General features: G+C 42.6%; 21 protein-coding genes. 8 read left to right on the forward strand and 13 right to left on the reverse strand.

What is annotated here, in order from left to right:
• The first annotated feature begins 4 nt into the window (after positions 1-4).
• Positions 5-1042, forward strand: coding sequence for a family 43 glycosylhydrolase (locus QZ407_RS07075; RefSeq protein WP_295769148.1), 1038 nt, complete (start codon positions 5-7; stop codon positions 1040-1042).
• 61 nt (positions 1043-1103) lie between these two features.
• On the opposite strand, the gene QZ407_RS07080 is transcribed toward QZ407_RS07075, so the two are convergent.
• The 4 genes from QZ407_RS07080 to QZ407_RS07095 form a co-directional block, all read right to left on the reverse strand.
• A complete protein-coding gene (locus tag QZ407_RS07080; RefSeq protein ID WP_295769150.1) occupies positions 1104-1457 on the reverse strand; it encodes a hypothetical protein in 354 nt (117 codons plus the stop codon).
• A 101-nt stretch (positions 1458-1558) separates the two neighbouring features.
• Positions 1559-2857: a cellulase family glycosylhydrolase gene (locus tag QZ407_RS07085; RefSeq protein WP_295769152.1), complete on the reverse strand. Its 1299-nt coding sequence runs from the start codon at positions 2855-2857 to the stop codon at positions 1559-1561.
• A gap of 170 nt (positions 2858-3027) precedes the next feature.
• Positions 3028-4287 (reverse strand): sodium:proton antiporter, encoded by a 1260-nt coding sequence (locus tag QZ407_RS07090; RefSeq protein ID WP_295769154.1) that lies wholly within the window; start codon positions 4285-4287, stop codon positions 3028-3030.
• Between the two features lie 259 nt (positions 4288-4546).
• The gene (locus QZ407_RS07095; RefSeq protein WP_295769156.1) at positions 4547-4918 is read right to left on the reverse strand and encodes a helix-turn-helix domain-containing protein; all 372 of its coding nucleotides are present in this window, start codon (positions 4916-4918) and stop codon (positions 4547-4549) included.
• Positions 4919-5011: 93 nt separating this feature from the next.
• On the opposite strand from QZ407_RS07095, the gene QZ407_RS07100 reads away from it, so the two are divergent.
• From QZ407_RS07100 to QZ407_RS07120, 5 genes are all read left to right on the forward strand, one after another.
• Complete coding sequence (locus tag QZ407_RS07100; protein ID WP_295769158.1) at positions 5012-5542, forward strand: NAD(P)H-dependent oxidoreductase; 531 nt, start codon at positions 5012-5014, stop codon at positions 5540-5542.
• A gap of 130 nt (positions 5543-5672) precedes the next feature.
• Positions 5673-6251, forward strand: coding sequence for a TetR/AcrR family transcriptional regulator (locus QZ407_RS07105; protein ID WP_295769159.1), 579 nt, complete (start codon positions 5673-5675; stop codon positions 6249-6251).
• 51 nt (positions 6252-6302) lie between these two features.
• The gene (locus QZ407_RS07110) at positions 6303-7079 is read left to right on the forward strand and encodes an SDR family oxidoreductase (RefSeq protein WP_295769161.1); all 777 of its coding nucleotides are present in this window, start codon (positions 6303-6305) and stop codon (positions 7077-7079) included.
• 167 nt (positions 7080-7246) lie between these two features.
• Positions 7247-7864, forward strand: a complete 618-nt coding sequence (locus QZ407_RS07115; RefSeq protein ID WP_295769163.1) for a TetR/AcrR family transcriptional regulator — start codon at positions 7247-7249, stop codon at positions 7862-7864.
• A 100-nt stretch (positions 7865-7964) separates the two neighbouring features.
• Positions 7965-8825, forward strand: coding sequence for an SDR family oxidoreductase (locus QZ407_RS07120; RefSeq protein ID WP_295769165.1), 861 nt, complete (start codon positions 7965-7967; stop codon positions 8823-8825).
• Positions 8826-8972: 147 nt separating this feature from the next.
• On the opposite strand, the gene QZ407_RS07125 is transcribed toward QZ407_RS07120, so the two are convergent.
• The 5 genes from QZ407_RS07125 to QZ407_RS07145 form a co-directional block, all read right to left on the reverse strand.
• A complete protein-coding gene (locus QZ407_RS07125) occupies positions 8973-9269 on the reverse strand; it encodes a TIGR03643 family protein (RefSeq protein WP_295769168.1) in 297 nt (98 codons plus the stop codon).
• 123 nt (positions 9270-9392) lie between these two features.
• A complete protein-coding gene (locus QZ407_RS07130) occupies positions 9393-10550 on the reverse strand; it encodes an NAD(P)/FAD-dependent oxidoreductase (protein WP_295769170.1) in 1158 nt (385 codons plus the stop codon).
• Between the two features lie 26 nt (positions 10551-10576).
• A complete protein-coding gene (locus tag QZ407_RS07135; RefSeq protein WP_295769172.1) occupies positions 10577-11332 on the reverse strand; it encodes an AraC family transcriptional regulator in 756 nt (251 codons plus the stop codon).
• A 139-nt stretch (positions 11333-11471) separates the two neighbouring features.
• Positions 11472-11834: a ketosteroid isomerase gene (locus QZ407_RS07140; protein WP_295769174.1), complete on the reverse strand. Its 363-nt coding sequence runs from the start codon at positions 11832-11834 to the stop codon at positions 11472-11474.
• Positions 11835-12030: 196 nt separating this feature from the next.
• Positions 12031-12984, reverse strand: coding sequence for a hypothetical protein (locus QZ407_RS07145; RefSeq protein WP_295769175.1), 954 nt, complete (start codon positions 12982-12984; stop codon positions 12031-12033).
• Positions 12985-13747: 763 nt separating this feature from the next.
• Between QZ407_RS07145 and QZ407_RS07150 the strand changes: the two genes are divergently transcribed.
• Positions 13748-16057, forward strand: a complete 2310-nt coding sequence (locus QZ407_RS07150) for a TonB-dependent receptor (RefSeq protein ID WP_295769177.1) — start codon at positions 13748-13750, stop codon at positions 16055-16057.
• Positions 16058-16092: 35 nt separating this feature from the next.
• Positions 16093-17361 carry a DUF4374 domain-containing protein gene (locus tag QZ407_RS07155; RefSeq protein WP_295769180.1) on the forward strand — a complete coding sequence of 423 codons (1269 nt, stop codon included), beginning with the start codon at positions 16093-16095 and terminating at the stop codon, positions 17359-17361.
• A gap of 104 nt (positions 17362-17465) precedes the next feature.
• Here the strand turns inward: QZ407_RS07155 and QZ407_RS07160 are convergent, their stop codons facing one another.
• The 4 genes from QZ407_RS07160 to QZ407_RS07175 all read right to left on the reverse strand — a co-directional run bounded on the left by QZ407_RS07160 (position 17466) and on the right by QZ407_RS07175 (position 26474).
• Positions 17466-17900 carry a hypothetical protein gene (locus QZ407_RS07160; RefSeq protein WP_295769182.1) on the reverse strand — a complete coding sequence of 145 codons (435 nt, stop codon included), beginning with the start codon at positions 17898-17900 and terminating at the stop codon, positions 17466-17468.
• 909 nt (positions 17901-18809) lie between these two features.
• On the reverse strand, positions 18810-20816 hold the full coding sequence (locus tag QZ407_RS07165; RefSeq protein WP_295769185.1) for a heavy metal translocating P-type ATPase: 2007 nt from the start codon (positions 20814-20816) through the stop codon (positions 18810-18812).
• A gap of 31 nt (positions 20817-20847) precedes the next feature.
• Positions 20848-22092, reverse strand: a complete 1245-nt coding sequence (locus QZ407_RS07170; protein ID WP_295769187.1) for an efflux RND transporter periplasmic adaptor subunit — start codon at positions 22090-22092, stop codon at positions 20848-20850.
• A gap of 2 nt (positions 22093-22094) precedes the next feature.
• Positions 22095-26474, reverse strand: a complete 4380-nt coding sequence (locus QZ407_RS07175; protein WP_295769189.1) for a CusA/CzcA family heavy metal efflux RND transporter — start codon at positions 26472-26474, stop codon at positions 22095-22097.
• Between the last annotated feature and the right edge of the window lie 42 nt (positions 26475-26516).

Consider the following 26516-nt stretch of genomic DNA (forward strand, 5'->3'; position numbering starts at 1 on the left):
AATTATGAAGTATAACTCATTGTTGCTAGTATTACTGACTGTCACCACATTTTGCTATGCACAACAAAATGCATTGCGTACTAACATTGGAGTTCATGATCCGGTGATGATTAAGCAGGACTCAGTATTTTATCTATTCTGCACAGGTAACGGCATATCCATGTGGACGTCGCAGGATATGGTACACTGGCATCAGGAAAAACCTGTATTTGCACAGGCACCAGAATGGGCGGTTGAGGCAGTGCCGGGTTTTAAGGGGCATATTTGGGCACCTGATATATCGTATTATAGCGGACTTTATTACTTGTATTACTCCGTATCAGCCTTCGGTAAAAACACATCTTGTATTGGTGTAGCCACTACCCCAACCTTAGATGTGAATAGCCCTGCTTACCAATGGACAGACCATGGTAAAGTCATTCAATCTATTCCGGGTAAAACAAATTGGAACGCTATTGATCCAAATTTGCTTACGTATAAAAATGATGCCTACCTAACCTTTGGCTCATTTTGGGGCGGATTGAAAATTGCAAAATTAACTCAAGACCGGTTGTCTATTGCCGAACCTATTGAACAAACTACTACAATTGCAACTCGTGTAAACGCCGAAGGCATGTCATTTGACAATGTAGCTAAATCGAAAACCAAAGCCGCTAATGCCATTGAAGCCCCATTTATATTTAGAAAAAGGAAGTATCATTATTTATTTGCATCAATTGATTACTGTTGCAAAGGGCCTAAAAGCACCTACAAAATTATAGTAGGGCGCGCAAAAAAGATTACCGGCCCATATTTTGATCAAAACGGCATACGTATGGATCATGGTGGCGGCACCATATTGTTAACCGGTAATGAAAGCTGGTACGGCGTTGGCCATAACGGTGTGTGCAGCTTTAACGGAGATGACTATCTTGTGTATCATGGCTATGACGCCAGCGATAACGCCAAGTCGAAGCTAATAATCAATAAAATTGAGTGGAAAAAGGGCTGGCCTGTTATTGTAAATCAAGCAAATAATTTAGCTGCAACAAAGGCTAACTGAAATTTCATTAAGCAACAAAAGCGGTCTGTTAAGGCCGCTTTTGTTGTTTAATAGGAGTTGATTAAAGTATAAAGACAAGTGCCATTAAAATGTGTATGGTAACGCTGGCTGCAAAAAATAACAACGCGGTTCTAATACCTGCGCCACCCATGGTAGCTATAAGGTTAGCAAAAAAACTAACCATGGTTACGGCCAAAACTATAACGGGCGCATCAAAATAATACATTAAGGTTGCCGGTAACGGCAAAAAGAAAACGCCATGTACCATCAAAATTATAAAAAACCACTGTACTTGCTTGCCCTTTTGCGCATCAGCAAAAGCGGTAAACCTAGTCCATAATGTGATATTTTGATTAGTGTTATTTTCAGTTGCAACGTTCCAGGTTGCAGGTACTGTAGTTTTTAAAGTTGCCATGGTGTTGTATATTTTTATACACAAATATGGCTCTGCTCGTAATTCTACACCATGACTGTAATCAACATTAGAAGTGATCTAAAGCACATTTAAAGTTGCGTCTACTTGCTTAGGATATTAGCGTACTTCTTGATAAGCATCCACGTTGTAAGGTCGCTGTCAAACACGGTGTTTAAACCCTGTTCCTCCATCGGCGGGTCGCCCATAAAATTATCACCCTCTTTCCAAAACAGCTGATTTTTAACAGGACGGGCAACACCACCAAACGCCCAAAAGTTACAGCCTGCTAATACGCCGCTTTTAGCTTTGCTTTTAGCTAATAGCTCGAATATTGTTTGAAAATACCTGTCGCGGTATTTGGTTGTGGCAGTTGGTTCGTAAGAATGGCCATCCCGTGGTAAGCCAAACTCTTCAATTACAAGTGGCTTCCTTAAATGTATAGCTGCAGCCGAATTGCGGTTAATAAATTTGTTGGTATTTGCAATTATGGTTGGCATTCCTTCCGCTATCCTATTGTCCGAAAACCACTTCCAGTTTTTGGGCCAGATATGAATAGTCAAATAATCAACGTTTTTGCTAGCGTGTATTTGTTCATATAGCTGATCTGAGTTTTCAGTGCCTATTGACCCTTCTGTACCTATTGTAACCAAATGATTTTGGTCTTTTGCCTTTATCATTTCAGTAACATCCTTAATCCAGGCAGTATATTCATTTATTGACTCAGGGCGCATAGGTCTTGGCTCGTTAGCCAGTTCCCAGGCCATAATTGTTTTATCGTTTACATAAGGCTTGCCGGTATAGGTGTTCACCCGGTTTATGATATGATTTGCCTGCCTTTTATAATCTTCAATGCACTGTTTACATTTATAAAATTTGCTGGTGTAGTCGCGCTGCTCATCCCAGGTTGGCTTTTTTCGTAAGGTTAAGCTATCTAATTGTCCATTCCAGTTTAAGTATTGCAAAAAGCCTCCACTCCATTCCCAATTATTACTTAAGTAGATAACAGCGTAGATACCCCTTTTACCCATTTCGTAAAGTAAAAAGTCAAGTCCTTTTATTACGTTTTCGTCAAACACTCCCTTGTTAGGTTGCAGTGCTGGGTTAACCCGCTCAATACCGTTAATAATACCTTCACCCTCCGCACCAGCTAATATGCGCAGGTTGGTGATGCCATTTTTCTTCATAAAGTCGAGCTCTTGCCTTATGCGTTGCTTTCCTTTAGTTGTGTCTCCTTTACCCCCAAGTAAACTGCCATACCAATAATTAGCACCAATGTAGTGGTATGGTTTGCTGTTTAAATAAAAGCGGCCGTCTTTAACCTGTATAAATTGTGCTTTAGCTGCTGTGAATGCAAACGAAAATAAGAATATGGCTAATATGTATTTAATAAATTTAATCATTGAGTAAGCGTTATTATGGCTATCAAAGTCGAACATTTTTGTGAATTTACCTCATTCTGGCTAACAGCCTGTATATATATAATTGCAGGGTATATAGTTACACAGACACTTGTCTTTAATTAATTAGTAGCATTTATTTATTTAAATTGGTTGCAAGTGAATACAAAATATTACTCGGTAATCAATGGCCTTTGCTTTGAGGCTAATTTATTAATAAACGTATTAAGTGTAAGGCCCTGGCAAATAATTGAAAACACCACAATAACAAACCCGGCCGTAAGTATAAGTGACTTATATGGAGATTCGGGTAAAGACAGAGCTAATGCAACCGATATGCCACCACGTAAGCCTCCCCAAGTGAGTATTGCTATGCTGTTGTACTGCATGTTTAAGCTGCGCCTTAAAAATGCTATTGGTAAAATTATACTCAGCGCACGGGCCGCCAATAAAATAACAACTGCGGCTGCACCAATAAGTAAATAATCTGGCTTAACAATAATGGTAACTAATTGCAAACCAATCAACACAAAAAGAACCGTGTTTAGCAATTCGTCAGCCAGTGACCATACTTTTTCCAGTTCTTCGCTATGTTCGATGGATTCATGTCGGTTAAAGCAGTGACTTCCAATCAGGAGTCCGGCCGCCACTACGGCCAACGGAGCAGAAACATGTAATAGTCCGGATATTGCAGCGATGCTTAACACCAACGTTACCGAAATCATTACTATGGTTTGAAAATCGCTTATTACCCTCATCATTCTGTAGGCAATTAATCCTAACAAGCCTCCTAACAGCAAACCACCAAATACCTCTTGCCCAAAAAGCTTTGTAGCCTCCACCAACGAAAAGTTTTTTTCTGGTATGCTGGCAACTTCTGAAAAACTCACAAAAAGAACAATCCCGATACCGTCGTTAAATAATGACTCGCCTGAAATTATGGTCTTTAAACGATCGGGCATTTTTGATTTGGTTAATAAGGCAGCAACCGCTACAGCATCTGTTGGTGATATTAATGCTCCAAATACCAGGCAATAAATAAACGGCATATCTATTCTACAAATCAAGAGCAACTCGTAAAGCAAACCGGCAAATATTACGGTCGAAAGTACAACGCCAATGGTGCTGATGATTAATACACCTCTTAAATTATCCCGCAACTTGTTTACATCAAAATGCAGTGCGCTTGCAAAAAGGAGGAAGCCCAGCATAACATCAAGCAAAGTTTTTGAGAAGTCGATTGAATTGGCCAACCCCAGTATCAGGCGGCTGAAGCCCGGCATTGCAGAACCGGCAGCAACCGTTACTATTGCCGAAATAATTGCAAGTACCATAACGCCAATCACGCCGGGTAAACGTATCCAGCGTGCGTTTACAAAACTAAAAAGAGTACTTATGGCCAAAAGAGCCGTTAAGATAAATATAAAATTCATAAGCGGTAAAAGGCGGAATGCCTAGATTAACGAATAAATGAGGTCACAAGCCGTTCGTAGCTTACCATAACCTCAATACACAAAAAATTAACCCATTATAATAAATAAGGTTTATTAGAATCTTCTTTTAAGCAAAATATGCTGTTGATGAGCAGTTTAAGAATTATAAATAATAAATGTTAACATTGGTTCTTTGGCTACATGAGTTACACGTAGTCGAACCTTAAATTTAAAAGAGGGTCATAGAAGTTGATGTAACTCAACCAAATTGCTCGTTTGTAAGCTGTTTATGGCTCTCCCCCCATTGTTCCAACTCTTTTATCACCGGTTTTAGCGCATAACCAATGGGTGTTAACTCATATTCAACGCGCGGTGGAACCTCTGCGTAAACCACCCTGCTTACTATTTTATTTTGTTCAAGTTTACGTAGCTGCAAGGTCAACATTCGTTCGGTAATATTTGGCAGTCTCTTCTTTAACTCACCAAACCTCAGCTTTCCATTCAACAACCATGAACATATAACTAACGTCCACTGCCCACCTATAATGTTTGAAGCATAAGCTTCCGGGCATTCATCGCTTAAAGCTGATTTATTTGAAAAGTTAGTTGAAGTGGTCTTTATCTGGCTCATTACTTACATTTTTGATAGTACCTAACAATTGGCAGGCAATATACAAAAGGCTGAGTGAGATTGTAGATTTGTACTAATTCAAATAATACAGAAATGAAAACGCTAATTATTGTAACGCATCCAAATATCAGTGAGTCTGTAATAAACAAGAGATGGATAGAAGAGCTTAAAAAGCTTCCTGAAAAGTATACCGTTCATCAATTATATGAATTATACCCTGACGAAAGAATTGATGTTGAAAGCGAACAGCGTTTGATTGAACAACACGACAAAATTGTTTTTCAATTTCCATACTACTGGTTTAATGCTCCGTCGCTATTGAAGAAGTGGCTTGATGTCGTAATGACTCATGGGTGGGCATATGGAAGTAAAAGTGGCTACAAGATGAAGGGCAAGAAAATAGCTCTGGCTATTTCATTAGGTGTTGATGAAAGTGAGTTAGGCAAATCAGCAAAATACAAATACACGCTAAACGAACTTACAAGACCTTTTGAGCTAAGCTTTGAGTATGTTAAAGCTAACTACCAGGCACCGTTTGCTTTTTACGGAATGGAATACAATGTTACTGATGAGCACATTGATATCGGTGTAAAAACTTATATGGATTTCCTCTCTAATTTTTGATCATCATAAAAGTCAGTTGATCAATACAGGTTTGAAAATCCCAATCATGATTGATTAAATTTTATACCAGTACTTCAAAATGACGCAAATCTGAAACAAGTGTTTCAGATTTGCGTACCTTTGTAACGTTATGGCAAGGAATGTAGAGTTTGACGAGGCTTTAGCAATTCAAAAAGCAATGGAAGTTTTTTGGAAGAAAGGTTATAATGCGACCTCGCTGCGTGACCTTACCGATGCCATGCAGATCAACAGCAGTAGTCTTTATAATACTATTGGGGATAAGCAGGAGCTGTTTGTGAGATGTGTGCAACATTATACCAACATTCGCAAAAAAGACTGGGACCAGCGCTTAGCAAGTGAAAGGTCGCCGTTGGCCGTCTTGACTGATTATATTCATGAAGCAGTGAGTATAATTATAAACGGTGAAGATAGCTGTATGGCGGTTAAAACTGCATTTGAAGTTGCTACTAATGATGAGCGGGTTAAGCAGATACTGGCGGCTGATGATCAACGCTCCAACCAATTTTTATACGATCTCATAAAAAAAGCAATGGATGCAGGCGAAATCAAGAATGATGAAGATCCTGCATTACTGGCCGACTATTTCAACAGCACCTGGACGGGATGGTATGAGTCTTACATATTGCATAAAGACTCCGTTAAGATCAAGCGTATGGCAGCATATTTTATTAAACAATTAACTAAATAAATTTTTTAACCCATTCTGAAACATTCGTTTCAGAATTGAAATGTCCCTAAAATGGAATTACACGATCTTAAAGGAAAAAGGGCCTTAGTTACCGGTGGTACAAAAGGCATAGGTAACGCTATTGCCAATGAATTGGCAGCGGCAGGTGCAACAGTCATTGTAAGCGCCAGAACAGCGCCTGAGAATACGCCTCATCATTTCATTGCGGCCGATTTAACCAATGCTGACCAGGTTGCTGCTCTGGCTCAGCAAATAACGGAATCCTTTGGTGGTATTGATATACTTATAAATAACGTAGGCGGGCTCACCACCCCGGGCGGGGGACATGGCACACTGACTGATGCGCATTGGGAACAGGAATTAGATCTCAATCTTATATCTGCCATAAGGCTCGACAGAACTTTGTTACCTCAAATGATTGAGCAAAAAAACGGAGTAATTATACATATATCTTCGGTAGCAGGTAAACAGGCCTTGTGGAATTTGAATATGGCTTACGCAGTGTCTAAAGCAGCTTTAAACAGTTACAGCAAAGCATTGGCTACCGAGCTGGCCGAAAAAGGTATACGTGTGCTTACGGTTGCGCCAGGCGCAACTAAAACTGAGCCCATGGTTAAGTTTTTAAATGACTTTTCAGCGTCGGCAGGCATTACGCCCGAAGAAGGAATGAAACAGCTAATGGCCCAAACAGGCGGTATACCTATGGGGCGTATGGCCGAACCTCAAGAAGTTGCCCAGCTGGTTCACTTTTTAGTTTCCCCATCGGCTGCTTACCTAACCGGCGCTATCTATGCAATTGACGGCGGCTCATTACCTGTTGTGAGTTAATATATTCATTAACGCAATAAGCATATTGCAAGTTCATCTAAAAAAGACCCGGCTGTGCGCCGGGTTTTTTTGTAATAATTTCCAATTTTCGTAACTCTCAAATAATTTATAACAAGACAAAAACAAAATAAATTAAACGTTGTCTAAAAATGACTAGCAGTCATTTTATGGTTAAGAAAACTAAGCATCTTCCAAAATCGCAAAGAGAACAGCAAATTATTAATGCTGCTGATAAGGTATTGAAAGAGGTTGGAGCTCACGATTTTACTATTGATAAAGTGGTCTCTCATTTAAGCGTTGCTAAGGGCACCATCTATAAATATTATAAAAGCAAAGACGATGTACTTGCTGAGGTAAGTGTTAAAGCTTTAAATGTATTGCTTGAGCATTTCAAGGCCGCCGAAAAAAAAAGGCATGAACCATTAACTGCATTACGGGAAATGATAATGTCCTTTTACATGTATTATTTGATGTACCCCAAATATTTTGAGTTGTTTATTTACATGGAGCGACCCGACTTTAGCAGTACCGTGCAAAGCTACCTGGATATAAGCTTGGAGGTAAAAAACTACTTCGCCGATCACTTGAAAAAATGCCAGGCAGCAGGGTTAATTAAAAGCGATCTTGATACCTCCTATTGCACTTACATCATTTGGGGAAGTTGTATGGGTTTGATGAATTTTATTGAAGCCAAAAAAGTTTTTATAGAAGAGATTATTAAGCTAAAGAGTAAAACCCTCCTTGAGTTATATGCTGATATAATTGCTGGTGGATTGAAACCTTAATTTTTTTTGTTTTCAAAAATGACTACTGGTCACTTTTGAGGTTTGACTGTGTGACAGATTTTATTTTCAGATACTACATATAAATTAAAACGATTGGATTATGATTTTAGTAACCGGAGCTACAAGTGTTATTGGACAAAAACTATGTGATCTTTTGGTTGAAAACAACAAACAGTTTCGCGCTATGTGCCGAAAAGAAGATCAATTGGAAAAGTTACGTGCACGAGGGATTGACGCAGTACTGGGTGATTTTGAAAAGCCAGAGAGCCTGAGATTGGCAATGAAAGACTGTACTTCAATGTTTCTGGTTAGTCCTCCAAATGAAAAACAGTTGGAGTGTGAAACAAAGGCCATTGATATTGCCAAACAAGAAAACGTAGAATACATTGTAAGGGTGTCTGCGTCAGATGCAAATTTGCGATCGTTAGTTCCTTGGGCAAAAAATCATGCACATATCGATCACTATCTTCGAGCGTCAGGCATAGCCTGGACAATACTTAAGCCCACCGCCTTTATGCAAAACTTTTTGACAATGACCAAGCCCATTTCAAAAGGTTATTTACCGCAAGTTGGCGGCAAGGGGCTTGTAGGATATATTGATGCGCAAGACATCGGCAGCGTTGCATACAATGTACTAACTAAAGGCGATCATAAGCTAGCTACCTATTACCTTAATGGGCCTGAAACGCTGGAGATGAAAGATGCAGCCAAGTTGATTTCAAAGGCTATAGAGAAAAAAGTCCGCTATTTAAATTTGCCATCTTTCGCCTTCCGGGTTTTGTTAAGAGCCACAGGTGCATCAAAATGGTTAGCAAACGGACTCATTGAACAATATGCACAGGTAGTTGCCAAGCACCATGATCATGATTTGGGTGAAGAGGTATTGAGACTAACCGGACACCAGCCCCGCTCCTTTCTTGAATTTGCTAAAGAAAACAAGGGCAAATTCCTTGACAGATAATTTTTGATACAAGCACATATTACGTAGATTAGCTAATGCAGGTGAACTCCTGCCTTTAGCTAATCTGGTTTTACTTTGACATCCAGTTTCAAATTGTTTATTTGAGTTAATAGGTTAAATGCATAATCAGTGTGTCACGTCTTTACGCTAGCCTCTCTTGCTAATTTTATTTAAAGTAACGTGCCTTTGAAGATTAGACTTAAATCTGGTAATCGTCTCCGTTTGCAATTTTGAATGTTTGGTGCTTCGGCCTTGAACCCTCTCGCGCCACATTTTGAAACTTGATTGTTTCATCTCTTTGCGCATAAGGTCAATCACATTTTTCTCGCTTAAGCCAAACTGCATTCGTATAGCATCAAACGGCGTACGATCTTCCCAAGCCATCTCAATAATCCTGTCTACATCTTTAACGCTTAGCTGAACGCCTGATTTATTGATATCCATTTGTTCACAACGTATATCACGTCCTATTGTTGGTATGGGCACGTAAGTACGCGACTTAAAAAAAGATCACATTGTAAACTTGTTCACCTTTATATATACAGCGCTCTGTTAATGAACCACAAATTAATGGCCTTTAAAAAAGCTTAGCATATCAGGCAAAGCCGTGTCAGAGTGCATGCGTTCGCCGTTTAGTAAAGATTCTCGGGCGGCTTCTGCCGATCGTTGACGCATTTGCGTTTCATAAGCAGCTATAGCTTCCAGTTGAGTTAGGTAATTGTTGTCTGTTAAGCAATGGCTTAGCTCCAATGCGTCCAGCATGGCCATGTTGGCCCCTTCGCCGGCAAAGGGTGGCATCACATGTGCCGCATCACCCAGCATAGTCAGATTAGGTTTGGCTTCCCAAGTTTGATTTAAAGGCATACAATAAATTGGCCGTGGAATAAATGGGGTTTCCGCATTGGTAAACAGTTCAAACCAAATGCTCTTCCACCCGGCATATTCCTGTTTAAACCAGTTTAATATCTGTAGGTTGTCGCTATAATTTAAATTGTTTTTCGCTGCCCAATTTTCGGGCGCTTTAAGGCTGGCGTAAAAGCCAATATCGCCGTTGCCTTTTTGACCAAGTAGTATATTCTTACCCTTGCCAAACGCCATAATCTTACCGCCTTTTATCAATTGGTTAACCTGTGGGGCGTTGATTGCTGCATTAGTCAAATTGCCTTCTAGCATCGTAATGCCTGAGTAAAATGGCTTAATATTGGTAAGGTAAGGCCTTATTTTAGAGTTGGCTCCGTCTGCCGCAACCACAACGTCGGCATAAGCTGTTTTGCCATCTTTAAAATGTACTAACCAGCCTTCGCCTTGCTCTTCCATATAAGTAAAATGGCTGCCCCATGCCACTGTATCGACTTCCAGAGATTCTAATAAAATCTTTCTGAGTATTCCTCGGTCTATTTCCGGCCGGAAGTGTTCATAGCCAAAGTTTTCTTCCGGCTTATCATGGTCGCTATAAAAAATCTCCGCTTGCTCGTTTACAATTAATTGTTTATCGGCACCCGGCATATAAGTTTGTTTGAATACATCCTGCAAGCCGGCTGCGCGAAGTGCAGCCATTCCAGAATGTTCATGCATATCTAATGGTGAGCCCTGCACCCGGGAATCTTTATTAGTATCTCGCTCGTATAGTTTGACGCTGATGCCTTTGAGTTGTAATAGTTTTGCTAAAGTTAGGCCACCGGGACCACCGCCTATAATGGCTACTTGTTTGTTTTTTAGTAACATACTGTAAAAATTTAGTATGCACGAAATTACTTTTGCTTTAAAAGGGATAATAGTAGAAATCGGTCGTTTTTATTACGCGACAGTTCTTTGGGTACCACACCGGCAAATTTTTTTACGGCCTTAATAAAATAGGCCTGGTCGGTAAAATTTAATTCAGGAAATAACTTGCCATGCGCAATGTGTTGCAAAGAGGCCCTGAACTGCAAAATATTGCAGTAAGCTTTTAAGGATAAGCCAAACTGCTGATTGAAATACCGGTTAATTTGCCTGCTGCTCCAAGCTGCCAGTTCGGCAATTTTGGTCACTGACAACTCCCCTTTTGATTTATAAATGAGATTGAAAAGTTTAAGTTTCCGGCCGTCAATTTCATTAGGAACAAGCGATGCTACCTTGGCTACAGCTTTTTCAAAAAACGCATCAAAATCATCTAAAATTTCCTCGTTAAAATCCCAGAAATCGTTGGGTAACGTTATGGCAGTATCCAAGACGCCGGCAATTGAGTTTTTTAAAATGTATTCTACAGCAAGGGGCTTAAAGCTAATTACAAATGCTTTGGTTTGTGGCAGCACGTAGCGTTGCTCGGGGGCGGTTTCCAATCCCATTAACATTACCTGGAATGGATCGGTACCATTTCGCCAAAAAAACAGGTCTATACGTCCATCAGGCAGCACAACAACTTCTTTGGTTTCAGCTGTATCATTTTGAAACATGCCAATATTTTCCACAAACGTTGCTACAGACTCAGGCGGTGGAAGAAATTTTAGCAAGAAGCCTTTGTCCATTGTTACTGTTTTTATTTGAGCAATTTTACGAACGTGTCAAAATAATCTTCAAATTAATAGAAAGGAACTCAAAATAGAAAAGTTCCGACTAAAGTCAGGGCATTTTATTTTCTCACTATCATTAGATTTGTCAACGGATTTAACAATCTTCGATATTCATTTTATAAAGCAATCCGTTTTGTATTTCATAGACGTGCTTTACATTGCCGTCGAAAATCACGTTACCTTCCAGGTCCGTCACTAGTTGATGCACTAATACCTCTACTCTCCCATCCTCAAGATTTTCAATTGCTAATGGTATCACTTTGGGATTTATTTCACTCCACTGCCTATTCCAGTAAATTTTAATTTCGCCTATGCCAATTGCATACCCACCTTCAAAGGCTTTTGGCCAGTGTATGTCAGGGTGCATTAAAGATAGCACGCTGTCAATATCGCGCATATTAAATCCACTGTAAGCTGCTAGAATTAAGCGCTCGATGATTGTTGATTGATCTTGCATTACATATTAGGTTTAACTTATAGTGGAGTATTTGCATCAATTATCACCATAGCGCTTTCTTAAAATTGAGGGCCGATATAAAAAAGCGTGTCAAGTGAAATTGCTTGAAACCGCTAATTATTAAGAAACGGTTTAGGCTCATCAGTCTTGACACTTGCATATTAACATTTCGCGTCAAACAATCTATTACAAAGACTCATTTATCGCATTTGGCTTTGATTGTATTAGAATCATACTCTTTGTATAAAATCATTCCAAAATCGCTATCGGAACATCGTATTTCGTCTTTTCTTCCGTCACTCCAACTGATGTTTTCACCATATTTTGAGAGAATAACCTCTTTTGTAGCCTCGTTAAACTTAAACGTTATAAACTTTTCTGACAAATACTCGTCAGGAATTTCATTCATTAATTCAATGGTGAAGAAGTTATTCTTAACAGCTAACCTTTTGAAAGCATCGCCGAAGTTATTTGGGTATATGTTTCCATTAACTAATACCTTGTACCCCTTATTTTGCTCATTTATTAAGAGAGCAACAGGTGCTATTTTAGTTGCAGGATCCTGTGTGTTTATATCACCATTGTATCCAAAGACGATAATCTTGTCGTCAAATCCGTCCGTATTTATATCACACTCTTGTTCTTTCACCACATAGTATTTTTTCCTGGCTATGGAATCTATGATATGTTTAATGTTAAGATTGTCTCCATCTACCGGGCCACTATCGTTAAAGAACCTAGCATAATCTTCCTTAACGTTGATCATATCCAGCGTTTCATACTTTCCGTTTTTATAGAAGATAACGTACCAAGGGCTGGTGTGCCTGGGAATTTTGACAACCTTGTTGTTCTTGTTAAAAACTATGACCTTATTGTCATCAAAATTCTTGTAACTAACCTTTGAAGAGTCGAGGTAACTCGCAGCTTCAGCAAAATAGTTATTTGCGTCATCAGCAATTGTATAAAAATTATCCCCATGTTTCTTCTTAAGGCTTTCAATACTATTATCACTTGGTGAAATAAATACAACTTCGTCTTTGTTCAAAACAACGGTATCAGATTTAGGATGAACCGATGCTTGGGGTTTTTTTGACCGATTGCATGCAGTTGAAAATGTAATTACAAGTATTGCAAAAAGCAAATTTCTCAAGATTTGTTGCATTGTTTAAACTTTAAATAAACTTTTGACACGCGCGAATAATGATTATTAATTCAAACACGTCAAAAAATTATATAACAGCGTTATCTACGCCTGATAAAATATTCGAACAACTCTCAAAGCAGGTACCTTGTTTTACAAATTCTCATAGCTGTTCTTTTGCTTATCTAATGCTCTAACGTAACGCTTCTTGAATTATTAATCAATGTATTTAATTTTCCAGACAAAGTAGTAATGTGCGCCCGTTCGGTCCATAGTATTGTTTTTTATTACTTACCGTTATTCACTTGCGAATAAACATAAAGTGTAATGACCGGGCCTGACTGTGCGTAAAATCCCATTTGACACGAGCACACCCAATAAAGTTATATTGAACCTAAAATATGAATAATTGAGATTATACTATTTTTAATTAGTCTAAATAATTATATTTGGCAAATATTAAACTTTGTCAGGCACGTTGATAAATACAGTGTCGTAGTAGCAATAACAGATGAATTAAAAGAAAATTAACAGAACCGTTCAGCGCCAAATTGCAACAGCGGTTCAGCTTATAAGAATTAAATTACTAATAGTAAAAATGGTTACGTAGCGGGAACTACGTAACCTTGACTGCAAAATGCAGATTTACTGACCCGTTCGGAGGAACAAGACAGCCATGCAATTTAAGAAGATTTTCTTAACGGCCATTCTATTGGCCCTATTTTCCTGTTGTTACGCACAGACAGCATCAAAAATTTTGCTTACGGGGCGTGTGACCGATACCGCGGGTACCGCACTTGCAGGTGCTACTGTAAAGCTAATTGGCTCAGGCAAACAAACAATCACTGATGTCAATGGCAATTTTACTTTATCGCAACTGGCACCCGGCACTTACAAACTCAAGGTATCCATAATAGGGTATCTTGTGGGCGAACAGGAAGTACTTCTTCAAAATGGCTCGCCAAAACAGCTGGTTGTTCAGCTTAAGGAGCGGCGACATGACCTGCAAACTGTAAATGTACAGGGTTTGACCGTCGTCCAGGCTACCCGTAAGCAACCATTTGCGGTTACAGTTATTGATGCAAAAAAGATTGCAGAAAGGGATGTTGATATCAACAGGTTGTTAGACGGGCAGTCCGGCATACGCGTTCAGGAAAGTGGCGGATTGGGATCTGAGTTTAACTACTCGATACACGGACTCTCCGGCAAGGCGGTCAAATTTTTTGTTGATGGCATCCCCATGGAAAGCTTCGGAAAGTCTTTCAGCATTAACAACTTTTCGGCTAACGTTATTGACCGGATCGAGGTATATAAAGGGGTTAACCCGGTCGAACTTGGTGGTGATGCCTTGGGCGGTGCTATCAACCTGATTACCCGCAGCGATGTGAAAAACTACCTTGATCTCTCACATAGCTACGGCTCGTTTAACACTAATCGTTCGGCTATATCCGGCAAGTGGCGTCACCGTTCCGGCTTCACTTTGCAGACCAACTCTTTTTACAACTACTCTGACAATAACTACCAGGTATGGGGTCCAACGGTTGAAGTGGCTGGTGAGGACGGCAGGCCGATTCCAGGTTTCCCGCGGTTCAGGCGCTTCAATGATGATTACCGGTCATACACCGTAAAAGCTGATATTGGTTTTACTAATGTTGGCTGGGCAGACCAGTTGCTGGTTGGGATCACCAAGGCGGATCAGCACCGGGGCATTCAGACCGGGCGTACCATGGCCTATGTTTATGGGGATGTGCGTTACCGCGAGGATTTCCTTATGCCGTCGGTGCGCTATAGCAAACGCGGTTTCATCGATCCTAAGTTAAATATTGATGCGTATGCCTCATACAATAAGTTGAACGGTACAACTATCGACACCGGCTCGTATAAGTACAAATGGAACGGCGAAACCTTCGACAGCCGGGTAAATGGCGAGTTGGGCGGCATTCGTAGTCCGGCAAAGACGATATACACCTTTAACGACCGTACCACATTGGGCAGGCTAAACCTGTCTTATGCGCTTGCTCAGCAGCAACGCCTTAATTTTAATTATACGCTGAACAATACCTCACGTTCGGGGTCTGACGCCATATCAACAGCGGAATGGGCCATTCCTTTCCGTTTGCCACAGGATATGAGCAAGCAGGTAGCCGGGTTGTCCTATGAAGCCATAGTGCTGAATGACCGCTTTACCAATACCATCTTCGTTAAACACTTCAGCTACCATGCCAAAGCTTCCGTGTATGATTACAACAATGGCAGCCAAAGCAAAGAACTATTCTACCGTGATACCCGTGATGATGCCTGGGGACTGGGTTATGCAGGCAAGTTTGCTTTTGATGGTCAATACCTGCTTAAATTCTCGGCAGAAAATACCACCCGATTACCTGAAGCGCTGGAGCTACTGGGCGACGGTAGCACTATACTGAACTCTTCATCGCTTAAACCCGAAAAGAGCACGAATATTAATTTATCACTGCATAAAACATTTGGTTGGGGCGCTCGCCGTTTGCAGGCTTCAGTCGGAACCTTCTTCCGTAATACCCGTAACCTGATCTGGCTTGGCGAATCGGACCTGATGGGTACTGCCCGTTATGAAAATCTTGACCAGGTACGTACTATGGGCGCAGAATTGGAGCTGAACTATGCACATAATAAATGGTTAGAGGTTTCAGCCAATACCACTTACCAGGATATCCGCAACCGGCAGCGATTCGAGCCGAATGGCGCAATGAGCATTGTCTATAACGACCGGTTACGCAACATTCCTTATTTGCTGGCCAATGGAGAGATCCGCGTTTACCTGGACCAAGCACTTCATCTGAAGAACAAATTTACTTTTTATACCAACACGCATTTCGTACAACGCTACTACTTGGGCTGGCCTAGCTTGGGTGCTGCAGATACCAAACTGGTGATACCCACACAATTTGTGCAGGATGCAGGCTTGAGCTATGCTCTACAGCAAAGCCGATATAGCATCAGCCTGGCATGCCGTAATCTTTTCGACAGGCAGGTGTTTGACAATTACCTGCTGCAAAAGCCCGGACGTTTTTTTAGCCTAAAGCTCCGATACCTCATTCAATAGATCAATCCATTATTCATAATCAAATCATAAATACAATGCTTAAATTTCTAAAAAGATCATCACTGACAGCAATTGCTGGACTGGCCTTTTTCATAGCGGCCTGCACATCATGTAGTAAAGACAACAGTGCAACAGAATGTGAAAATTGCAACACCGGTAACAATGGATCAGGCCCTCAGACAGGCGCGGGTGCATTCACTGTTGCCAGTTGGACAGCCGACCTGCAGTATGTAGCATCAGTTCCCAGTTTAACCAGCGGCTCGCTAACCTTCAAAGGCAAAGGTTTAGAAGCCAACGGCTCACGTTACATCTGGCATAAGCAATATGTTTACCTGATGAACCTGCCCATGAAACGTTTCATCCAATACGAAATGGGCGTAGACGGCAGCCTCAAAGAAAAAGCCTACATCCTGACTGATGGCGTGGTTCCTAACTATTTCCAGTCGTTGAACATCGTTAACGACAATACTATGTTGGTGTTAGGTGCGCTTGAAGCTAATAGCGGCACTGTTGGCTGGGCCCGCATCAATCTTACCGAATTTAAAGTTGAGGCAAAAGGTACCATGGCGGTTCCTTATGATGCTGCCAAACCAAGTGTAAACTACGCGGTAGGCCGTGGCTTTGTTGATAATGGTAAATTTATTGTCGGCGGCTATTTCTACAACAGTGCAACGGCTGCATATGATGTTGACGGTGTAAGAGCGTTAGTGTATGACTATCCGGCCATGACCAATATGCGCGTCATTAAAACCAATGCAACTGCCGGTGGTGTTGGGTACGATTACTTATCGTCATTGACCACCGACGAAGAAGGTAACCATTATTTCGTAGCCAGCGCCGGTAAATTCTGGACCGGTACAGGCGGTAAGTCGGGCGTGGTGCGCATTAAGAAAGGTGCTGCCGAGTTTGATCCTGATTACTTTTTAGATGTAACGACACCTTTGGGCAAACAAGCCTGTCTGATGGGCATCAATTATGTAAGCAACGGCATTGCTATCGGTAGCATCCAATACGAAGAAATGATGACATCGGTGCGTGATCGCCTGAAAGATGTTGGCCAGTTGGTGAAATTGGACTTGCGCAATAAAACAGCTACGCTGATCAATACCCCGCTTAGTCCTGTAGCAATGGTGCGCTCCCCACTGGTATATGGTGGTAAATATTATACCAGCATTTCGCCTGTGGGCGCAGATGCGGCGATATACGAAGTTGATCCGGCCAGTGGTTCATTCAAAAGAGGACTTGCGCTGGATGGAGGTGGTTCGGTAAGCGTTCAGCTGATCGCTCCTCACCCGGGTAAATAATGAGAGTTTAAATAAAATTTTAAACAACGGCTGCTTTACAGCAGCCGTTGTTTTTTTGTTAAGGCTATTAATTAATATGCTGCAAATAAAAACATCATCAATAATTATTCTACATTGCCTTTGTATTTTTCAATACCATTGACGTAAAGTACAGACTTATACGAATCAAATTTATATTGGTCATCCTGATAAGTATTCTCGTTAGATTTATTCAGAATAATCGTCTTATGATCGGCTGCATCAGGCAAAAAAAGTTCTACCTTATTTTTATCTTTACTCCATAGCACAAATGCACTGATCACCGCTGAATTTTTTTTTGAAGCTACTGGATTAAGCCGGAATCCTTCGTTATAAACCTTGATGCAATCCTGTTGCAGTTCGCTCCAGGTCAGTCCTTCCGATACCACACATCCGTGGTCATTATTGTGATCACGCACTGCTTTATTTTCTTGTATACCGGTGTTTGCATTTGTTTTAGCGGGTTCATTACATGCTAACAGTCCCACCATACATGTTACTATAGAAAAAAGTTTATTCATTGGAATTATACTCATGAAGTAATTGCTTACAATATAAATGCCAATATTGATTAAATTTAAGTAAAGTTGCGAAGGCTTATGATCTATAGCTTTTTGATGTAGCTAGTTTGGGGTTTTTTGCGCCAACACATATTTTTATTTAGCGGCACAAATTTAAATGGAACAAAGTGTAAAGATTTAGGAGGAATTTTGCAATCATCACTGGTGGAAATAAAAGAATTGGATTTTCCACAGCTCAACTCTTTATTCAAAAAGGCCGGAAAGTTATCATTACATGAGGAGGCGCCCAAACGGTCAATACAGCATTAGAATGGTTAGGGAAAATACTTAAGGTATTGTTTTCAGTGCAGGAAATATGAAGTATATATACCTATTATAAGAACAAGTAAGAGAACAACTAGCAATATTTATTTGATGTTTGGCAATGCGGGTTATGGCAAATTTGCCTCTATCAAGCTTGCTAATGAATTCAATTGACAAATTGTTTGTTATGTTGTTTTCATTTGGTAAGGATTGATTCATGTAGTAAATTACCCATCAGTGTGTTACGTTACTTTTGAACACCTAAGGTGAAAAACTTTCTCAAGTAGTCAGTTAGGTGTTCAGAAGTTGGACTTTCTTTGGTGTTAGAGAGGATATCACTAATGGAAAAAACCCTCTAAATAAGCTATTTAGAGGGTTTTAACAGCAATCATAAGCTGACTTCGTGCGCCCACCTGGGCTCGAACCTATTTCCTTAAATCATTGATTTTCAATGATTTGCTTTAGTTGTCGTTGTTTAAGGTAGTTACAAAGGTAACACGCCCTATTGACTTAACGAATTTACGACTATTTCTAAAACTTGCAAAAAAGTTAATTAAAGTCTTGAATAAGGTGGTATTCTACATCGAAAGAAACTATCAATTTTTATTAAAGCTTCATCCGCTGAATCCTTACCGCATTCAAAATGGCGAGCAAAGCAACCCCTACGTCCGCTATAACAGCTTCCCATAAGTTGGCGACACCACCGGCACCCAAGACCAGTACGATCACTTTCACAACCATCGCGACAGTAATGTTCTGCCATACCACTCGGCTGGTGATCTTGCCCACGCTGATCGCGGTCGTGATACGTGAGGGCTGATCGTTCTGAATGACAATATCTGCCGTTTCGATGGTAGCATCACTGCCCAAGCCACCCATAGCTATACCTGCATCAGCAAGCGCGACCACAGGAGCATCGTTTACGCCGTCGCCTACAAAAGCGATCCTGTTCCCGGCATCCTTAAAGCCTTGTACTTTCTCCACCTTACCATCGGGAAGCAGATCACCGAAGGCCTGGTCGATCCCTAAAGCCTTCGCCACCTTTTCAACCACGGCTTGTTTGTCTCCTGAAAGCATAACCGTTTTGAGTTTAAGACCGTGCATTTTTTCAATGGCTTCTTTCGCATCTTCTTTGATCTCATCAGCAATGGTGATATAGCCTGCATATTTACTGTCTATAGCTAACACAACTACAGTATCCACCAATTTATCTACGTCCTCGGGATAAGCGATGCTGAACTTTTTAAGCAGTTTGGCATTTCCGGCAAGCACCGTCTTACCGGCTACGGTACCTTTTAAACCATGTCCTGAAATTTCCTCGACATCATCCGCTTTCAGATCGCCCAGCTTATCACCTGCATATTCTACAACCGCTTTAGCAATGGGATGCGTAGAGTTCTTTTCAATGGCTGCGGCGGTGCGTACCAATTCACCTTCATCAAAATTATCCGTTTCTACTTCCTGAACTTTAAATACACCTTTTGTCAAGGTGCCGGTCTTGTCCATGATGACGGTATCGATCTTTGTCATTACGTCCAAAAAGTTTGAGCCTTTGAATAGGATGCCATTTCGTGATGCTAATCCTATACCACCGAAGTATCCCAAAGGGATAGATACCACCAGGGCGCAAGGGCAACTGATCACCAGGAACACCAGCGACCGGTAAAACCATTGATGAAAATTATAGGTATCCACGAACAAGTATGGTGCAAAGCAAACCAGTAAGGCCAATGCAAAAACGATAGGTGTATAAACTTTGGCAAACCGGCTGATGAAAAGCTGCGTCTGTGATTTACGGGCGGTCGCATCCTGTACCATTTCCAGTATCTGGCTAAGCTTACTGTCTTTGAACAGCGCTTTTACTTTTATCTCGATCACTTTATCAAGATTGATCATTCCGGCAAGTACCTTTTCACCTTTTCTTTTGGTGTCAGGCTTGCTTTCGCCTGTCAAAGCTGCGGTATTAAAAGTCGCTGCATCGGAAAACAACTCTCCGTCCAGTGCAACTTTTTCACCTGCTTTCACTTGTATGATCTCGTCCACTATTACGGTCTTGGGATCGACCTCGATCGGTTTACCATCACGCATAACGTTCACTTTATCGGGCCTGATGTCCAGTAAGGCTTTGATGCTTTTCTTGGCGCGGTTAACTGCGGAATCCTGAAACCATTCCCCAATGGAATAGAACACCATTACAGCCACACCCTCACTGAAAGAACTGATGCTAAAAGCACCGATGGTCGCAACGCTCATCAGGAAGAATTCATTGAAAAAATCAAAGTGTTTAGCCTTGCGCCAGGCCATGGCCAATACATTATAACCGGACAAACCAAAGGCGATCAGAAAGATAATCACGTTGACCGGGAATGGCGGTTGAAACTTGAAACCGTATTCCAGCGTGAGCATGATGACCAGGATCAGTAAGGCACTTAGTAAAGGCCAATGATCCAGCCAGCTTTCCTCTTTTTCAGGTGCTTGTGTGAGGTTTAGTGTTTCGTCTTCGTCACCGTGGTCATGCCCGGCATGTTGATATGCTGCACTGGCCTCCTCAGAACCGGCTTTATTTGACAGCTGAGCTTCAAGCCGTTCTTTATGTTCTTGTTCTTCGTTCATAATCTATATAAATTGAATGATAATGTTTGTGTTAGTCCTCGTCGCTTGTGGCGTTTTCAGAAGACAGAATATAAAATGCGCCTTTAGTGACAATCTTTGCCGCGGCAGGTAGTTCTTTCACTAATCGTATCTCGGTATATCCAAGATCTGTAACACCGGTGACAACCTCTGCTTTTTCAAAAACATAGCGTTTTTCCTGATCCTCGTCATTTTTCTCAGGTTTTTGCTCTTCGCTTATCGGCTCGGTGATACGTACAAGATAGAAGATATATTCTTTGCCCCCCGTTTTGATGACGGCCTCGGTCGGAACGGATCTGGCTGTTTGTTTGCCTACGTCGATCAGGGCAGATACATACATACCTTGTATGAGGTTATTCTTAGCGGCTTGTTCGATCACCGCATGCGCGATGATAGCTTTGCTCTCATTCTCAAAAGACTGGTTCACACCATAGATCTTGCCGGTGATCTCCCGGTTGTTTTGGTTGGTAAGTGTAAAGTACACTTGCTGCCCGGCCTTTACTTTGAACAGGTCTTTCTCATATACGACCAGATCGCAATGAACTTTAGAGTTATCTATGATATTCATGAGCGGCCTTGCAGGTTCTGCATAAGAACCGGTTTGGATCACGATCTTACCGATAGTGCCGCTGATCGGCGCATAGACCGGGATCTGCGTAATGAACCGTCCATGGGCGGCGCTTTCGGGACTTACCCCAACCTGCCTGAGCTGTCGGCTCAGTGCAGCAACTTTAGCCTGCTCTGAACGAAGGGCGCTTTGGGATTGCTGGTAAATTTTGCCGACACCTGCATTGGCTTCATTCAATTCTTTTTGGCGTTCAAACTCTTTCGTAGCGTACGATAAGCTACTTTGAGCAGCCATGTAATCCTGTTGCAACTGGATCAGTTGATTGTTCTCTATGGTCGCCAGTTTCTGACCCTTGTTGACATGCTGGCCTTCCAGTACAAAAACTTGGTTCACCACGCCACCCATTAATAAAGTTACTTCTGCTTTATTTTGAGGGGGCACTTCCAATTGGCCGCTGGCCTTGACCACAGATCTTAAATTTTTTTCTTCTACGGTACCTAACTGAATACCCACCGCGTTAAGCTGGCTTTGTGAAAGGCTGATGCCTTGGTTCTCTGTTTTAAGTGTCGCCGTTTCCTTTTGTTCTTTTTCTTCTGCTGGTGGCTGTTGCGAACAAGATGCCAGTATAAGGAATGCGATGATCATCATGGCAAAGCCCCTATGATATATGTTGAAATAACTGCGTTTCATGTTTATTTTCCTCCTGTGGTAAGGTATGTCAGTTCTATAACGGTTTGATTGTAGTCGCGTAAGGCGGCAAGATAGGCAAGCCGAATGTTCATCGCCTGGGTCATGTTTTGAATGAATTCTATGTAGCCGATCTCACCTTTGCTATAGGCGAACTGCGCGATCCTGATCTGTTCGGCGGCTTGCTTTAAGCCAGCCTCATCATAATAGCGCACGGCCTCGTCATATTTGGCCAGTTGCTGTAAGGTTTGGTTAAACTGCTTGTTCAGCTGCAAGGCTGCATTTTGCTGGTCAGCCTGTGCGATCTGTTGCCCGACTTGCGCAGCTTTGATCTTACTTTTCTGTGCACCGAAGAACAGCGGTACCGCTATGCCGACCTCGAACCCACCCACACGCGTTCCCGGGAAGTAGCTACGGTTAATATTCGCCGGGTTAAATGCACCGACCAACATTTGCTGTCGGTAGCCCAGGGTCAGGTCGGGCAGGTAACGGCTTCTTTCCACTTTCAATTGCGCATCAGCTAAGTTGCTGCGCTGCTGGTAGTAGGCCAGTTGCGGGCTGCCACTTATTTTGTTGCTGTCCGTTAAGGCAAAAACAAGCTTGGTCAAAGGCACAGGTTTTATGGATGGCAATTGATCAACGGCCATCAACTGCTGCAATTCCTGCCTGCCGATCAGCACGTCGGCCTCTGCCTGTTTTTTGGTGACCTGTATCTCTTTGTAAGCATTTACCGCTGACAATTGCTCTAAGTACGACGTTTCACCTGTTTTATAACGTAGCGCGGCACGCTCCGAAAAGCGCTTATATAAACTGTCTTGGCTGGCCAGTTGACTAAGTTTATGCTGCGCATAGATCAATTGATACCAGGCTAATTTAACCTGCTTCACCAATTCGGCCTGGCTGATGATCCTGGCCTTTTCACTCAGAACAGTTTGGGCGTTCAGCACTTTACGCTGCGCACCATAAACCGTTGGGAAAGCAAAGCTTTGGGTGATGCCTAAGCTGTTATCAATGTTTCCGCCTGATGTGGGGTCTTGGGTAAGCAACAACTCTGTTTTGGCGGGGTCAAATGCGGTGCCCTGCAAAGCTTTGTTTTGGCTTACCTCTAATGCAGAACGCCGGAGTTGCGGATTGTTTTTGATCGCGATCTGGATGCTTTCTTCAAGGCTGAGTGTTTTACCGTCCTGCGCCCGTGTTTCGCTGCTGATCAGTAAACCGCCTGCCAGCAATAGTATGATGACCGGCAATTTTGGTACGGTCTGCACCTTTGCTGGATGATCTTTGGTGAAAAGGATGTATAAAACCGGCAATACCAGTAAGGTCAGTAAGGTTGCAGAAATAAGGCCACCGATAACCACCGTCGCCAATGGTCGCTGTACTTCGGCTCCCGCTGTGCTGGAAATGGCCATTGGTAAAAATCCTAATGAGGCTACTGCCGCTGTCATGAGTACAGGGCGTAACCTCACCTGAGTTCCCTTTTTGACACGCTCAATAATATCCATGATCCCTTCGGCCTGTAGCTGGTTAAAGTAACCGATCAGCACAATGCCGTTCAGTACGGCCACACCGAACAGTGCAATAAAACCAACACCTGCCGATATACTGAAAGGCATACCCCTTAAATATAAAGCAGCAACGCCGCCGACCGCCGACAGCGGAACAGCGGAAAAAATCAGTAATGTTTCTCTGATGGAGCGGAAGGTAAAGAACAACAGCACCAGGATCAGTAAAAGTGCGACAGGTACGGCAATACTCAAACGGCCTTTAGCTTCCTGTAGATTTTGGAACTGGCCGCCATAGGTGGTATAGTAGCCTGCGGGCATTTTCAATTTTTGGTTGAGCAGTTGCTGTATTTCCTTCACTGCGCTTTCCACATCACGGCCACGCACGTTAAAGCCTACATATATGCGGCGTTTGCCATCCTCGCGACTGATCTGTGAAGGTGCGTTTTCAATTTTGATCGCGGCTACCTGGCTGAGCGGAACTTTATTGCCGCTTGGCAACGGGATGTAAAGATTCTCTATGTTAACAATATCGGAACGCAGTTCTCGTCCAAGCCTTAATACGATCTCAAAACGCTTTTCGCCTTCAAAGACTACACCCGCGACCCGCCCGGCAAAAGCCGTACTCAGCGCGGTATTCACCTCTTCAATGTTCAAACCGTACTGTGCGATCTGGTGACGGTCATAAGTAACCGTAACCTGCGGCAAGCCGCTTACCCGTTCTACAATGGGCTCGCTAACACCATTTACACTGCTGATCAGTTTGGCCGCCTTATCCGCTTGCGCGGATAGCACTTCCAGATCATCGCCGAATATCTTTATGGCTACATCCTGCCGGATGCCGGTCATCAGTTCGTTAAAGCGCATCTGCATAGGTTGCGTGACCTCGACGTTGATCCCCGGTATGACCTTTAACGTCTCTTCGATCTTTTCCATCATCTCCGCGCGGTCACTTGCAGATGTCCATTTACCTTTAGGTTTCATGGATAACATCATATCGCCCCGCTCGAACGGCATGGGGTCGGTAGGCACTTCTGCGCTGCCGATACGGGTCACTGCTTGCTTGATCTCGGGGAACTTATTTTTGAGCAGCTTTTCTGCTTTCCCGAAGGTTTCGACCACCTGGGATAAAGAGGTTCCCTGCATCATGGCGATCTCGACCGTCAGATCGCCCTCCTCCAAGGTAGGTATAAATTCACCGCCCATTTTAGCGAATCCCCATATAGCGAGAGCCAAAAGGCAAACAGATAGAAAAACGGTCATCTTTTTGGCTTTAAGTACGACATTCAGTGCCGGGGTGTAGAGCTTATGAACTGCGTCGATCAGACGGTCAGATATATTACGTTTATGATGTGTTTTTTTACTCAGGAACAAGGCGCTTGCCATCGGCACATAGGTCAGTGACAGGATAAAAGCACCAAGAATAGCAAAGGCCACCGTTTCCGCCATAGGCCGGAACATCTTTCCTTCGATGCCAACCAATGCGAAAAGCGGAAGGTAAACGATGAGAATGATGATCTCACCGAAGGCTGCACTGTCGCGGATCTTTGAGGCCGCCTCATACACTTGGCCATCCATTTCCTGCTGGTTCAGTACTTCTTTGCCTTTAAACCGGTTCGTCTCCGTAATGCGGTGCACAATAGCCTCGACAATGATCACAGCACCATCCACGATCAGCCCAAAGTCAATAGCCCCCAGGCTCATTAAGTTACCGGAAACGCCGAAGATGTACATCATCGTAACGGCAAAGAGCATTGCCAATGGAATGACTGAGGCGACGACCAATCCCGCGCGAAGGTTCCCCAGCAACAATACCAGGATAAACACCACGATCAGACCTCCCTCAATAAGATTGCGTTCTACTGTGCCGATAGCCCTGCCCACCAATTCGGTACGGTCAATAAAGGGTTCGATCACAACACCTTCAGGTAAAGATTTTTGGACTTGTGCCATACGGTCTTTTACCCGTTTGATCACTTCATTGAAATTTTCCCCTTTAAGCATGAGGGCAACACCGGCCACGACTTCGCCCTGGCCGTTACGGGTCACGGCACCATAGCGGTTAGCACTCCCATATTGTACTTTGGCGACATCGCCGATCACTACGGGAGCATCCTCACGGTTCTTAACGACAATATGCTCGATGTCATCAAGCGTTTTGACCTGGCCGAGGCCCCTGATGAAGTAGGCGTTACTGCGCTGCTCGATATAAGAGCCACCAGTGTTCTGGTTGTTCTTTTCAAGAGCTGTATAAATGTCGGTCACCGTGATATTGAGGCTGTTCAGCCGCTCGTTATCTATGGCTATCTCGTATTGCTTAACGTAACCGCCCCAGCCGCTGATCTCGGCGATACCCGGCGTTCCCGCCAGTTGCCTGCGAACGATCCAGTCCTGCATGGTACGCAGGTCGGTGGCACTGTATTTCTTTTCATAGCCAGGCTTGGTGTGCAACACATATTGATAGATCTCGCCGAGGCCAGTAGTAATAGGTGCCAGCGTAGGTTCTCCCGTATCTTTGGGGATTTGGCTTTCAGCTTCCTTCAGTCCTTCACTGATCTGTTGCCGCGCCCAATAGATGTCGGCGCTATCTTCGAATACGACTGTGATCACGGACAGGCCGGAACGGGAGATCGAACGTTTCTCAATGACCTTGGGAACGTTGGCAATAGCGAGTTCAATGGGCGCGGTTATATATTGTTCCACCTCCTGCGCACCTAAGGTCGGTGCCTGGGTAATGATCTGCACCTGATTATTGGTGATGTCAGGTTGGGCATCGATGGGTAGTTTGCTCAGCGAAAAGACACCCGCTGCTACCAGTATAATTATAAATGCTCCTACGACCAGCTTATTGCTGATCGAGAATGCAATGATCTTATCAAACATGGGATTTGGGATTAATACGATAATTCCTTTGGGTGTAGCAAG

Source organism: uncultured Mucilaginibacter sp. (assembly GCF_913773635.1).
Lineage (GTDB): Bacteria > Bacteroidota > Bacteroidia > Sphingobacteriales > Sphingobacteriaceae > Mucilaginibacter.

Coding starts and splice junctions, on each gene's coding strand:
- QZ407_RS07130 (WP_295769170.1), bottom strand. CDS start 10,550: ATGTTACTAAAAAACAAACAAGTAGCCATTATAGGCGGTGGTCCCGGT.
- QZ407_RS07165 (WP_295769185.1), bottom strand. CDS start 20,816: ATGAACGAAGAACAAGAACATAAAGAACGGCTTGAAGCTCAGCTGTCA.
- QZ407_RS07080 (WP_295769150.1), bottom strand. CDS start 1,457: ATGGCAACTTTAAAAACTACAGTACCTGCAACCTGGAACGTTGCAACT.
- QZ407_RS07095 (WP_295769156.1), bottom strand. CDS start 4,918: ATGAGCCAGATAAAGACCACTTCAACTAACTTTTCAAATAAATCAGCT.
- QZ407_RS07155 (WP_295769180.1), top strand. CDS start 16,093: ATGCTTAAATTTCTAAAAAGATCATCACTGACAGCAATTGCTGGACTG.
- QZ407_RS07075 (WP_295769148.1), top strand. CDS start 5: ATGAAGTATAACTCATTGTTGCTAGTATTACTGACTGTCACCACATTT.
- QZ407_RS07125 (WP_295769168.1), bottom strand. CDS start 9,269: ATGGATATCAATAAATCAGGCGTTCAGCTAAGCGTTAAAGATGTAGAC.
- QZ407_RS07110 (WP_295769161.1), top strand. CDS start 6,303: ATGGAATTACACGATCTTAAAGGAAAAAGGGCCTTAGTTACCGGTGGT.
- QZ407_RS07100 (WP_295769158.1), top strand. CDS start 5,012: ATGAAAACGCTAATTATTGTAACGCATCCAAATATCAGTGAGTCTGTA.
- QZ407_RS07140 (WP_295769174.1), bottom strand. CDS start 11,834: ATGCAAGATCAATCAACAATCATCGAGCGCTTAATTCTAGCAGCTTAC.
- QZ407_RS07085 (WP_295769152.1), bottom strand. CDS start 2,857: ATGATTAAATTTATTAAATACATATTAGCCATATTCTTATTTTCGTTT.
- QZ407_RS07175 (WP_295769189.1), bottom strand. CDS start 26,474: ATGTTTGATAAGATCATTGCATTCTCGATCAGCAATAAGCTGGTCGTA.
- QZ407_RS07120 (WP_295769165.1), top strand. CDS start 7,965: ATGATTTTAGTAACCGGAGCTACAAGTGTTATTGGACAAAAACTATGT.
- QZ407_RS07090 (WP_295769154.1), bottom strand. CDS start 4,287: ATGAATTTTATATTTATCTTAACGGCTCTTTTGGCCATAAGTACTCTT.
- QZ407_RS07170 (WP_295769187.1), bottom strand. CDS start 22,092: ATGAAACGCAGTTATTTCAACATATATCATAGGGGCTTTGCCATGATG.
- QZ407_RS07160 (WP_295769182.1), bottom strand. CDS start 17,900: ATGAATAAACTTTTTTCTATAGTAACATGTATGGTGGGACTGTTAGCA.
- QZ407_RS07105 (WP_295769159.1), top strand. CDS start 5,673: ATGGCAAGGAATGTAGAGTTTGACGAGGCTTTAGCAATTCAAAAAGCA.
- QZ407_RS07115 (WP_295769163.1), top strand. CDS start 7,247: ATGGTTAAGAAAACTAAGCATCTTCCAAAATCGCAAAGAGAACAGCAA.
- QZ407_RS07135 (WP_295769172.1), bottom strand. CDS start 11,332: ATGGACAAAGGCTTCTTGCTAAAATTTCTTCCACCGCCTGAGTCTGTA.